The organism is Lacrimispora sp. 38-1 (genome assembly GCF_049890855.1).
In the GTDB taxonomy this organism is placed as follows: Bacteria; Bacillota; Clostridia; order Lachnospirales; family Lachnospiraceae; genus Lacrimispora.
On record NZ_JBANEW010000015.1, the window covers coordinates 143,260 to 155,944 of the forward strand.

At 41.5% G+C, this 12,685-nt stretch carries 9 protein-coding genes; 7 read left to right on the forward strand and 2 right to left on the reverse strand.

The window, feature by feature from the left end; all coding sequences use genetic code 11:
- Positions 1 to 6 precede the first annotated feature (6 nt).
- From V7D18_RS04585 to V7D18_RS04615, 7 genes are all read left to right on the forward strand, one after another.
- Positions 7 to 1,023, forward strand: coding sequence for a cadherin-like beta sandwich domain-containing protein (locus tag V7D18_RS04585; RefSeq protein ID WP_426151888.1), 1,017 nt, complete (start codon positions 7 to 9; stop codon positions 1,021 to 1,023).
- Positions 1,024 to 1,106: 83 nt separating this feature from the next.
- On the forward strand, positions 1,107 to 5,231 hold the full coding sequence (locus V7D18_RS04590) for a hypothetical protein (protein WP_426151890.1): 4,125 nt from the start codon (positions 1,107 to 1,109) through the stop codon (positions 5,229 to 5,231).
- Between the two features lie 383 nt (positions 5,232 to 5,614).
- Positions 5,615 to 7,324 (forward strand): sensor histidine kinase, encoded by a 1,710-nt coding sequence (locus V7D18_RS04595; protein ID WP_426151892.1) that lies wholly within the window; start codon positions 5,615 to 5,617, stop codon positions 7,322 to 7,324.
- 9 nt (positions 7,325 to 7,333) lie between these two features.
- The gene (locus V7D18_RS04600) at positions 7,334 to 8,065 is read left to right on the forward strand and encodes a LytR/AlgR family response regulator transcription factor (protein ID WP_426151894.1); all 732 of its coding nucleotides are present in this window, start codon (positions 7,334 to 7,336) and stop codon (positions 8,063 to 8,065) included.
- A gap of 14 nt (positions 8,066 to 8,079) precedes the next feature.
- The gene (locus tag V7D18_RS04605) at positions 8,080 to 9,021 is read left to right on the forward strand and encodes a hypothetical protein (RefSeq protein WP_426151896.1); all 942 of its coding nucleotides are present in this window, start codon (positions 8,080 to 8,082) and stop codon (positions 9,019 to 9,021) included.
- Positions 9,022 to 9,206: 185 nt separating this feature from the next.
- Entirely contained in the window at positions 9,207 to 9,878 is a 672-nt protein-coding gene (locus V7D18_RS04610) for a hypothetical protein (protein WP_426151898.1), read from the forward strand.
- Positions 9,879 to 10,281: 403 nt separating this feature from the next.
- Positions 10,282 to 10,431, forward strand: a complete 150-nt coding sequence (locus tag V7D18_RS04615) for a hypothetical protein (protein ID WP_170313378.1) — start codon at positions 10,282 to 10,284, stop codon at positions 10,429 to 10,431.
- A gap of 47 nt (positions 10,432 to 10,478) precedes the next feature.
- Here V7D18_RS04615 and V7D18_RS04620 read toward each other — a convergent pair whose 3' ends face one another.
- On the reverse strand, positions 10,479 to 10,886 hold the full coding sequence (locus tag V7D18_RS04620) for a hypothetical protein (RefSeq protein ID WP_426151900.1): 408 nt from the start codon (positions 10,884 to 10,886) through the stop codon (positions 10,479 to 10,481).
- A gap of 229 nt (positions 10,887 to 11,115) precedes the next feature.
- Positions 11,116 to 12,462, reverse strand: coding sequence for a cell wall-binding protein (locus tag V7D18_RS04625; protein WP_426151902.1), 1,347 nt, complete (start codon positions 12,460 to 12,462; stop codon positions 11,116 to 11,118).
- Between the last annotated feature and the right edge of the window lie 223 nt (positions 12,463 to 12,685).

A 12,685-nucleotide genomic window follows, 5' to 3' on the forward strand; every position in this document is an offset into this window, starting at 1 on the left:
ATAAATATGGGTATAAATTTAGCTTTGAATGCAGATATAACTGCAAGCAGTTATGTCGATCCTTATGCACCTGGCAGAGCTGTAAACGGCATTGTCAGTGACCAGGCCTCCAGATGGCTGTGTGCTGCTCTGCCGGGGTGGCTGCGTATTGATTTGAAAAAAGACCACTGGGTTGGCCAGTGGACAGTGAAAAGTATAGGAGGCAATGATGGCTGGCCTGATAATTATTGTATGACCTCTTTTCATCTGCAAACCAGCTTAAATGGCACCAATTGGACCACAGTGGATACTGTAACCGGAAACACCAATAATATATGTACCCGTGTACTGACAAATCCCGTAAATGCCAGATATTTCAGAATCTACATACCTGGTGATGGGGGATTACAAGCCAATAAATCCGCCGCATCCGTTATGGAACTGGAACTGATAGAAACAGATGTTGTGGTTCTGACTTCGCTTGAGATAAAGGATAAGGAAGAAAATGCGGCAGCACTCACCCCTTCGTTTCAATCGAATACAATGTCATATACTACTAAGATCGGATATGATTCTGACCGCATCACAGTGATTCCTGTTCCATCAAAAACTACGGCAGCTATTACAGTCAACGGGCAGGCACTGACAGAGGGAAAAGCTTCTGTTGATATGATTAACGGATCAAACAGGGTTGAGATTAAGGTAACTTCAGCAGACGGTTATACAGTGACCTATGTGGTAACTGTTATAAGGGCCAGCAGTCCTTATCTGACATCTGTGAAATTTACCGGAATCCGTTTTTCCGGATTTGTAAAGACAACGTATAATTATAATTTGAGTGCTGGTTCGACGCTTGCCACTACTGCAGTTACTCCAACTGCGGAAGATCCGGAGGCGGCTGTTGTGATTACCTTAAATGGTGTTGTATATAACAGCGGTCAGTCAATTCCCCTTAGTAATGGCATGAATCCGATCAATGTTGTTGTTACCTCAAAAACAGGAGTTGACAGCAGAACTTATGTATTTAATGTAAATAAAAATTAAATTGAATATCTCTCAGAGACATAAAGCAGAGAGAAGATTTACCTCTTTATGTCTCTGAGAATTATGGTGAAGAGAGTGATAAAATGATTTTTATGAAAAAGAAGCGTTTTTTAAGCGGCGTTCTCATTGCAGCTGTACTGATGTCTGCGATTCCGTTTAGCGTATATGCAGATACAGGACAGATTTTAAGTGAAGATGATCAGGATGCAAAATCCATTAATGGCTGGGTTGGAAGTATTGATGGACGGAGTAATCTTTTTGGATCTAACGGAGATCCGGTTAAAAGCTGGTATCAGTACAATTTGCAAAATCCTATAGGAAAAAGTTCTCCAACCGATCTTTTAGACAGCAATGAAAATATTATTGAGTATTGTTCTTATTTCCTGGCTGGAGATAACAGTAAAGGCACCATCCATAAAGATTATATACTCAGTAGTACTGGATATTTTAATCTGACAGCCACTTGTCAGATGTTTCTGCAATTTCCTAAAGATGCAGGAAAGTTAAAAATCGAAGTGTATGATAATCCCGCAGGAATGGGTATGCCGATTAACAGTTCATTAGTTGAAGCTCAATATAAGAGCGGAGAATGGGATAGTGTATCAATAGAAAATTTGTATATAACATCACACGCAAAAATGATACGGGTGATTTTAGAAGCCTCCACAGAATTAAACGATTCAAATGACTATGTTGATTTTGATGGTTTAAGTATAACGCTTGCGTCCGCAGCTGCCCCCCCGATTATTGCCAATTTAAATGGTGATTCAGTGGAATTTACGGAAAGCGGTTCAGCAGTATCACTGGATAAAGACAATGATGTTACAGTAAAGGTGGATTCCGCTTTCAGCAGAACCTATGCTGGCGGTTCGGTGACTGCCTCCATTATTGGTAACGGCGTTGCCGCAGAAGATGTACTGGAGCTTGCACAAACAGGTGGTATTACACTGTCTGGAGGCAATGTTCTCTATAGCGGGACCTCAATCGGTACGTATTCAGGAGGCACTTCAGGAACAAATCTATCCGTTTTGTTGAATGCCAATGCCAATGATACCAGTGTTGCAGCTTTAATAAAAGCAATTATGTACAGAAATACAAATACTGTAAATCCCGATACAAAACCAAGAACAGTAAAAGTTTCAGCGGCAGATAATACCAATGCATCGGATCCGGTCTATATGAGTGTTAACGTACAAAGTGTAAACTATGCTCCCGTCAGAATAAGCGGTGTGGCAGCTTCTGCATCGGACTTTGTACCGGTTAAAACCCCATATTCCCTGGATTTAAGCACAATATTTGAGGACCCTGATACGGACACTCTGACCTATAAGGTAAAAGTAGACAGCGGGTCTGAAGTGACCGCAAATGAAAAGTATTCTTATACTCCAGGAACTGCAGGTATCAATACCCTTGTATTTACAGCCAATGACGGAACTGTGGATTCTACAGACACTTATACGGTGACGCTCACGGCAGTTAATACAGCCCCGACCAGAATAGGTGGGGTGGGAGCTTCCACTTCAATAAATATGACTGTCGGTACGGACTTCACTCTTAATTTAAATACAATCTTTGAAGACGCGGATGAGGATGCTCTGACTTATATAGTAAAAGTAAACGAGGAAACCGAGCAGACAACTGGCAATAGCTATTCCTACACACCGGCAGCACCGGGAACGTATACGTTGGTATTTAAAGCCAGTGACGGAAACGATGTTTCAACAGATACCTACACGGTAACGTTGACTGTAAAAGCACCCAATACACCTCCCGCAAGAAAATCGGGTGTAAATGAAAGTGATACAGCCAGTGTAGCAGTTAATAAGGCATACTCCATTAACCTGAATACAAAATTTGATGATATTGATGGTGATAATTTGACCTATAAGGTAAAAATTAATGAAGGAACGGAAGTGCCCGCTGATGAAAGCTATTCCTATACCCCCACCACTACGGGAACGGATACGCTGGTATTTAGAGCCAATGATGGAACAGCAGACTCAGCAGAGACCTATACGGTAAACCTTACAGCCCTTAATTCGGTTCCAGTTAGAAAAAACGGAACAGGAGAAACTCAATCCGAAAATATCACAGTCAATAACCCTTATACGCTTGACTTAAGTACAATATTTGAAGATGAGAACAAGGATGTTCTGAGCTATAAAGTAAAAGTAAACGAGGAAGCCGAAAAGGCAGCTGACGAGAGTTATTCCTTTACACCGACAGCAGTTGAATCGTATACGCTGGTATTTAAAGCCAATGATGGAATTAGTGATTCAACAGATATCTATACCGTAACTCTCAATGTAAAAGCACTAAATACTGCTCCTGAAAGAAAGGACGGAGTAGAAGAAACGCTTACATGGGAAAAACCAGTCGATACTACAATTATTGTGACCTTAATGCATATGTTTCAGGATGCAGAAAGTGATCCTCTGACCTATAAGGTAAAGATTGATGGTGGACCGGAAGAGACAGCAGACAATATCTTTTCTTATAAGCCGACCACCACAGGTACGCATACTTTGGTATTTAAAGCCAATGATGGAATTGCAGATTCCACCGAAACTTATACCATAATCTTTATAGCAACCGAAAATCCTGTCATGTCAATCCCCTCCCCTGATCCTGTGACGGGAATTGCCAATGGTACAGCAAAAACAGCTTCTGCGCTTGGACTGCCTGAACATGTAAATCTTTCTACTTATACAGGTAATGTACCGGCCGATGTAACCTGGGATGTAGGAGCAAGCTCTTATGATCCGAATCAGAAAACAGAGCAGACCTTTGTTGTGGAAGGAACCGTGACACTGCCCGCCGGAGTATATAATCCTGACGGTATATCCCTGGATGTAACGATTAATGTAACTGTAAAAGCAGAAGTACTGGTGGATAAGGTTTTGGAGAGTATTTCTCCGTTGTCTCCTATATCAGGAATTCCTAACGGTACAGCAAAAACAGCTACGGCACTTGGTCTGCCTGTAAATGTGGAACTTGAGACTGATAACGGAACCGTATCCTCCAATGTCACCTGGGATGTGACAGCCAGCTCCTATGATCCTGACCTGAAAACAGCTCAGACTTTCGTGGTAGAAGGAACTGTCGGTCTTCCGGCCAAAGTGATTAACCCTGATGGTGTTTCCCTGGATATCACAGTCGAAGTAACAGTCGAAGCAGAATCACTGACTGATAAAATCCTGGAAAGTATCCATCCCCTTCCTTCTATAAAAGGAATTACCAACGGAACCGCCAAGACAGTTACTGCACTGGGGATTCCGGCCAGAGTGACGCTGGGAACAGATTCCGGAAACGTTCAGGCGGATGTGATCTGGGATTTGGATTCCAGTTCCTATGACCCGTTCATCAGTGATGAACAAACCTTTACCGTGGACGGAATCGTAGTACTGCCAGACAACGTTATTAATCCCAATGGAATCTCCCTGGAAGTAACAATTAATTTAACGGTTTTGGAAGAACAGGAAGAACAGGAGTATTATACACTCCGGATCAACGTGACAAAAAGACCGGATAAAGTCAGCTATACACTGGGAGAGGATTTAGATACACAGGGGCTTGAGGTAACCGAATATCAGAAAGCCAGTCCCTCCAATGCAGTGAAAAAAACAGTTTTATCAGAGGGGCAGTATGATCTGGAATATAATCTTGCAAGAACAGGAACACGAACAGTTAAGGTTATTTATTACGGAACCGACCGGTATGGGAATGAAAAAGAGTTTAAAGATGAGTTTACTGTCAGAGTAAAAGAGCCGTCAAGAGATGACAGCGATGATGATGACGATGATGACAGAGAGATTACACAACCAGGCAAACCAAAAGGCGGAGACGATGACCATTATTATTCCGGAAGCTGGCAATCAGATGAAAATGGATGGAGAATTACAGGAAATGATGGAAGCAGTCCCGCAAACCGCTGGGTGTACACGGACTGGAAGGGATCAAACGACTGGTACTTCTTTGACGAAAAAGGCTATATGGTAACCGGCTGGTTTGAATACAAAGGTAATAAGTATTATTTAAATCCAGTCAGTGACGGAAAAAAAGGCTATATGTATACCGGCTGGAACATAATTGATGGTAAATGGTATTATTTCAGTGAAGCGGCTGATGAAACAAAAGGTTCCATGTTTAAGGATACCACAACTCCGGATGGGCATCGGGTAGGACCGGATGGAGAACGTATTTCTTAAAACAGCAGAATAAAATCTCCATTAACCCATATGCACTGTAATAGAATAACAGATTTTCCAGAAACGAAAAGGAAAGAGAGCATGCGGCAAAAACTTGTCCGTCCGCCCTCTTTCCTTTCTATTGTGATGAGTTAAAATATTTATATTGCTATATTTTTCCAGAAATAGTAAAATAAACAAAAATACATGGAATTTGATGCATGATGGGTAACAGGTTCGGGGGAAAAATTAAGAGTATAATGAAAGAAAAACAAAAGAAGAACAGAAGAGCCCTATTATTTTTATTTCTGTCTGTATGCTTGATATCTGGGCTTGTAAGTATCCGGAATCAATATGTTTCCTATCCCCTATCCGATGGATTTTTAAACCTGTCGGATATGAATATGGAAGATAAGGCAGTTCAGTTAAATGGTGCATGGAAGTTTTATGAAGGGACATTTGAGGATACTGTCTCCCAGACAGCAGGCAGCCTGGACGTTCCGGGAAGCTGGCGGGGAAAGGTAATTAACGGAAAGAAGCTGGATAAACACGGCATCGGTGTATATGAACTCCGTGTAAGAGTTCCATCGCCCGGTGATTACTGCATGAAGCTTAATTATGTTTCCAGTGCATACGAGCTTTCCATCAATAATAAAAAGATTGTAGAAAACGGAAGAATCGGTGCAGACAAGAACGGAGAAATTCCCAGCTGGGCCCCTCAGTTTGTTTACTTTCATGCAGATCAGGCTGATCTTGTGATCAGGCTTAAGGTATCCAATTTTCACTGCAATAATGGTGGAATCGTACTTCCGGTCTATATTGGAAAACAGGCGCCTCTGTTCCGGTTCCACCTTCTTAATCTGATGAAAAACATCGGGTTTATTGGTATTCTTGCTGGAATGGCGTGCTATCTGTATGTTTTTAACTGGTGTTTAAATAAAAAAGCACAGTCTGTATATCTTTGGATTTTTTGTATCTCTGTGCTGGTTTCTGCATCAATTATTGACGGTGAGAGTCTGGTCAGTATTTTATCCTTTCTCACCATTGATACAGTTTTGAAAATAGAGTATGTGTCCTTTATGGTCCAGATTACATCCATTCAGTTTTTTCTTTGGAGTATGTACCCGGATCTGGGGAAGACCCATCCGGTCCGCTTTTTAAAGATTATAGATTTTTTCTATACTGCCATTCTTATTTTTTTGCCCGTCGTGCCTGCTTTGTATGACAATATGGTATTCGTACCGATTTTGTTTATTAATGCACTTTGTTATTTTATGAAGATTGCCAGGGCGTTCCAGTTGAAAAAGCCCAATGCCGGACCGGTTTTACTGGGCTTTTGTGTTTATGTGATGTCCTGTATCGTGCAGCTTGTGGATATCCAGCATAATATTAATGTAAAATACTTAAGTGATTTTAATTTCTACTATTTCGGAGTGCTTTTTTTCCTTCTCAGCCAGGGATATGTTCTGGCAGTAAATGTGGAAGATACGTTCCATCAGTCAGAACTGGCCCATGAGATGGAGATTGCCTCTTTACAGGCCCAGATCTCCCCTCATTTCCTGTTTAATATTCTTCATAACATCTACTACCTTATGGATACGAATGCGAAGACGGCAAAAAATATGCTTATGTGTCTGTCTGATTTTTTGAGGGTAAAATACCGGTTTGATTACAGAACCTATACCCTGTATCAATTAAGGGAGGAACTGGATCTGGTAAATGCTTATGTGGAACTGGAAAATGTGAGAATGAACGGTGCCCTAAAGCTTGAGATTGATGCACCTGATGAGCTCCTGACAAACAAGATTCTTCCCCTTACCCTTCAGCCTCTTGTGGAAAACTGCATTAAGCACGGATATGATTCCGGTGAGCTTAATATTCGGATCGGGGTTTTGGATAAAGGAGAGATGCTATTAATCAGCGTAGAGGATAATGGAAGGGGAATCAGGCCGGAAGTTCTTGAAAACATTGGCCGGGGTGATACTTCAAAAAGAGGAGTCGGAATCAGCAATATCAATTACCGGCTGAAAATATGTTTTCAAAGCGAGCTGGACATTGAAAGCCAGTGGTTAAAAGGAACAAAGATCAGTTTTCAGATACCGAAGAGGGGGTAATATACAGGTATGCAGGTTGTAGTCATTGATGATGAGAAAAATTCAATTGAATATCTTACAGATTTGCTGAAGAAAAAGGAGGAATTTTCTTTGGCAGCGGCTTTTTCTGATTCCAGAGAGGGGCTGGCATATTTACTTAAGAACCCCTGCGACCTGTTATTTTTGGATATTGACATGCCGGGAATTAATGGAATGTACATTGCTGAGCAGATCAGCAGCCTTCATCCACAAACGAAGATCTGCTTTGTAACTGCGTATAATGGTTATGCGGCAAAGGCATTTGAACTGAATGCAGTGGATTATTTATTAAAACCCTACACGGAAGAACGGTTTTATAAGTGTCTGAACAAATTAAAGAATACCACAGCCGGACAGGAGGTTTACCAGGAGATCAGTGGTCAGTATGAGTATAATTTAGACATGATCTGCGGATTTAATGACGAAGATATTGTTCTTATACCAGCGGCTGATATATTTTATATAGAAGCATTACAGGGAGTTTGTATGATACATACCAGGAACCACGTATTCCGCGGTAATAAAACGCTGAATTTTTATGAGGAAAAGCTGAAGAAGAATTCATTTTTCCGGACTCATAAGTGTTACCTGGCTAATCTCGCCAGAGCAGACCGGTTTCGGCCGCGAATTAATTATACTTATGATATGTATTTTAAGGATATTTCCGATGTGATACTGGTCAGCCGGAATAAGGTAAAGGAACTGAAACAATATTTCAATTAATTCAGGAGGATGAAATGATGAGTGAAAAAGTCAGGGTAAGTGAACTGAAGGCAGGAGATATCCTTTTACTGCAGCCAAGTGAAGACAAGATATCAAAGATCATAGCCTGGGTCACCAGATCAGAGGTAAGCCATACCGCTTTAAGCTGCGGACCTTACAAACAGACAGGAACCGTGATTGAGGAAACGCCTCCCAATGCAGTGGAGGACACCATCCTAACCAGAACAGCCAGGACAGCCTATGTGATGCGGTTAAATCCGGGAAATAACGACTGCCAGCCGGTTATGGACATTGCAGCCCGGTATGTCAGCGAGAAGCTGCCTTACGCCCATGCCCAGCTTCCGTTTATCGGCCTGTATTGCATCACCAATAACATGCTGGGTGACACGGGGCTTCAGGGCCTTATAACAAAGATTGTGAAGCTTTCCATGGGGATTTTGATGGAACTGGAAGATACGGTGATTTATAAGGGCAGAGAAGCCATGATGTGCTCCCAGTTTGCTTATCATTGCTATAAGGAAGCAGGAGAGAATTATGAGATCCATTTAAATGATAATACAGGCTTTCCTGTGTTTGATAAGATCATTGAAATCATTCAGAAAGATCCTTACGGTTTTAACAGCCGGATATTCTCTGTAATGGGGGAAAACAGTCCTGTAACTGATGAGAATGTGGATGAAGCAATCAGTGAATTATATGATGCGCTGAGTGAGAACCAGGCTGGCACTCGATTTTCTGCTTCGCCTGATTTGCCGGATGACCTTATTATAGAAGTAACCCGTTTCTGCATCCAGTTCGTTAAGACTTTTTCCAGGGGAGCAGACTGTAATCAGGAGGATGCTGTCTATTATTTAGACCGGCTTAAGGATATGTATGAATACTTTATCTCTCCAGGAGATCTGTTGAAGAACACCCTTAATTTAACCTGCATCGGTACGGTTGATTACGAAGATTGAAGATTATGATTAACCGTTAATCCCGCAGATTAACAGGTTATGCTGTTTTTTTGCATCTCAGGGATATCCCGCCTCCAATGAATAAAATACCGATATAATGTAGCCAGCTGGTGATTACAAACCAGCTGGCTTTTTTGGCGTAAATAACAGCCGGATACTGTATTTTTAGGAAGGCGGGAAAATAAATGGATTATGCAAAAACAAAACAGTGGCTGGATGATCATGGAGTCATTCTGGAGGAAAGCTTCTATGCAGCATTGAATAATCTTGCAAAAGACTACAAAAAGACAAATGACTTAAGGCTTCTTGAAGACGTATATCAGAAACTTGGGGTAAATAAACAGGCTGTTTCCTGGTGGAAAAATCACCCATACAGCACTCAGACAAGAGAATCCAAGAAGCAGGTGATTGCCTCCTGTGCGAAAATATTTCATTTAAATGCAGAAGAATCCGAGCTTCTGGCCAATAAGGCGGGACTCTCTCTTTCCGGCGAGCATGATTTTTGCGGATATTTCAGACAGTTTTTAAATGGCGGCAGAGGTAGAGGCAAATCCATCTGCGAGGCAGCCAATGTCAGCGAGCGGATGTTTCAGTACATTAAGAGTCAGAAACGGCCGTCAAAGGAAACGCTTCTGGCAATTGCCATCTCTCTTGGACTTGGAATTGACGAAATACAGCTTTTACTTAAAAAAGCGGGGTATGCGTTATCCGCTTCTCTCCCTAATGATGCAGTTGTATGCTGGTTTCTTTCCGGTGAAAGAAAAACAGATGGAGCTGTTCCTGTACTGTTTTATATCAATGAAGTGCTTGATGAGCTTCAGCTTCCTCTTCTTATGACGCGGTTAAGAAGCTCGTAATTCATGTACTTTTACCTAAAATAGAATAATTTTATGAAAGCCGGATATAAAGCCGGCTTTTTGAGGTTGTGCTGATAATAAATAGATATATGTCATATTAATTGTCAAAAATCTGACGAGAACAAAAAGTAATGGGATAAATTAAAATAATTATTATAAAATCCATTATAATTGATATCAATTATGTCGACAATATAAGATTTGGGTAAATCGCATATTTAGTATCAGATACTTTTCGACACGGCATATGTAGTACTTTAACTAAAAAGTCCCCTCATAAATTGATTAAACTGACTAAAAAAATGTAAAATATGTCGAATAATGCGATAAAATTTACTTTTCAAACACCTGGAAAGGACTTATATTGATTACAGGTAAAGCAGAAAAAGGAGGGGGTATCTATATGACAGATGCTGAGAAGCTGCGGATTGTACAGATGGAGAATGAGAAGCTGATGGAAGAAAATTCGAGACTCCATAAAGTGATTGAAAGGTTGAATCAGACGCTGAACAGATTGATCGGTCGTTACATAAGTACTGACAAAATCGCCTGACAGGGGATGGGTAAGGAGTGCAGGGGGGCACTCCCGGAATATCCCTGTCAGGGATCAATCCCCTTTTGGGATTCTGCCTGGTCATTTACATTTAATCCCTTGTTTTTACGTACCATTTCCCAGATTGTCTGGTGCATCCATTCAATGGTTTTATTCAGTTTTTCATTTTCAATCTCCAGTTCGGTAATGCGGTCTCCCATTCGGGCTATGATTTCCCGGTTATTATTTACTTTGTGAGGTACCAGCAGGCGCTTTACATAGGGAGACGATGAGGCAATGATTTGGGAGGATAGCAGTTCGTCCCTTTCTTCGCAGGGCAAATCCATGAAAGCCTGATAGCTGATGGACAACGCAAGCATGTCCACCTTGCACTTTGGGCATACCGCATTCCTCTCCAGCTGATAATAACCATAATACCCGCATTTGGAACAATAGTACACGGACAGTTCTCTCATTGGTCTCCTCCTTTTTTTATTAATGTATGAACATTCTACTCCTATATGTATAACGTTTAATCGACAAAAATATAACGCAAAAACAGCGAAATCGATAAAAAATTTTCTATTTAGGCATTTTGCACAGATAAAGCAATTACAATTATTCAAAACAAATAAAAGCCCGCAGCTGATACGCTGCGGACTTTTTGGCAATTGAACGGATGTTTCATTTATAAAGGTGTTCTATTTACTGAATAATACCATTTACATCAACAACATAAACTTTTTCGTTGGTGTCTTTGAAATCTCTGAAGCCTGCGCCAAGCTCTGGTTTTGCTGTGGACTTGGATGTAGAGGAAGCTTTCTGAAGAACGCCATTGGTATTCACCAGATAGTTCTTGCCGTTAAGAGCGAATGGAGCAACTCTTAAATCCGCATCTGCTTCTTTTCTTAAACCATACTCGTAAAGAGTATCGTCAAGAATACCGTGGAAGCCCTGGCCTTTCTTACTTCCGGAAGTTACAAAGTACCAGATCTGGTTCTCGCCTAAATCCTCGTCGTAAATGGACTGTTTTCCAGTGTTGATCACGCCGCTTTCTGCGAAATAGAAGTTTGCAGTATTTCCGTCATCAAAAGTAACAACCTCAAGTCCGGTCTGCATTTCACCTTTTGTATTAAATCCATATTTCTGGGAATTTACAGTAAATAATTGAATACCCTTTTTCGCAAAGTAAGGAGCACCGTTTTTAAAGAAGAACCAGTGCTGTTCACCTTCTGCGCTGATGCCTTCGATGCCTTCGATCTCTCTCCAGCCATCGACTCTTGCACCGCTCTCATCATAGTACTGATAGCCTGCTGCGGAAGTATTGTTGTCAGTATTTTCGGCCGCTTCTGAAGGAGTTGCTGTTACAGGAAGTTTGTACCAGCCGGTCTGCATTTCACCGTTTACAAAGGTGTAATAGGAACCGTTAATTTTTTTGTCTGCCTGATCTTTTACCATGATACCGTCTTTGTCAAAATAGTACCATGCACGTGGATTCTCGGAATCTTCTTTTGCACTGTCAAGCTCAAACCAGCCTGTTTTCTGTGCTCCGTCGTTTTCATCACCCAGGTAATAAGTAGAACCTGCGATTTCCACCTTGCCGGTGAGCATCTGGCCCTGCTCGTCAAAGTAGTACCAGCTGTTGTTAATCTTCTGCCATTTGGAAACCACGGCTTTTCCGTCTTTTCCGTAATAATGCCAGTAGTTTTCCGGTGAATCAGGGGAGTCCCAGTAGCTGTCATTGGTAACAGAGATCCAGTAATTAGTGACTCTTTTACCGCTCTCATCTACATAGTACTCATCAATTTCCTCGCTGGTAGCGATTTCGCCATCCTCGTTTAAGTAGTACCAGTCTTCTCCGTACTTCTTCCAGGAATCAGTGGCGAAGTAATCACCCTCCTCATAAAATCTCCATGTACCGTTTTCTTCTACCCAGCCTGTTGCCTTGGCATAGACAGTAGAGGCTGTGTTTAAGATTCCCAGTTGTGGGGCTGCAGCAGTTAAAATACCGGCAGCGGATAATACAGCCATCAATTTGATTTGCTTTTTCATAAATATGTTCTCTCCTTTTTTGCAGTAAGTTTTATCGTGGCCGAAAATCCATAGTTGCATTACTCTGCGATTATAACGTAAATGAACGAAACAAAGAAAGTGTGGTTTGATGGCAGATATGGAAGGAGCTAACAGAACAGGAGAAAAGTTGAGGATACGCAGGGGTTCCCCGGACTGTATGGGACAGCTGCAGTGCAGGAAATACGGGCAGTTGTAAGGAAAA

Coding starts and splice junctions, on each gene's coding strand:
- V7D18_RS04625 (WP_426151902.1), bottom strand. CDS start 12,462: ATGAAAAAGCAAATCAAATTGATGGCTGTATTATCCGCTGCCGGTATT.
- V7D18_RS04590 (WP_426151890.1), top strand. CDS start 1,107: ATGATTTTTATGAAAAAGAAGCGTTTTTTAAGCGGCGTTCTCATTGCA.
- V7D18_RS04610 (WP_426151898.1), top strand. CDS start 9,207: ATGGATTATGCAAAAACAAAACAGTGGCTGGATGATCATGGAGTCATT.
- V7D18_RS04620 (WP_426151900.1), bottom strand. CDS start 10,886: ATGAGAGAACTGTCCGTGTACTATTGTTCCAAATGCGGGTATTATGGT.
- V7D18_RS04605 (WP_426151896.1), top strand. CDS start 8,080: ATGATGAGTGAAAAAGTCAGGGTAAGTGAACTGAAGGCAGGAGATATC.
- V7D18_RS04600 (WP_426151894.1), top strand. CDS start 7,334: ATGCAGGTTGTAGTCATTGATGATGAGAAAAATTCAATTGAATATCTT.
- V7D18_RS04585 (WP_426151888.1), top strand. CDS start 7: ATGGGTATAAATTTAGCTTTGAATGCAGATATAACTGCAAGCAGTTAT.
- V7D18_RS04595 (WP_426151892.1), top strand. CDS start 5,615: ATGGAAGATAAGGCAGTTCAGTTAAATGGTGCATGGAAGTTTTATGAA.
- V7D18_RS04615 (WP_170313378.1), top strand. CDS start 10,282: ATGACAGATGCTGAGAAGCTGCGGATTGTACAGATGGAGAATGAGAAG.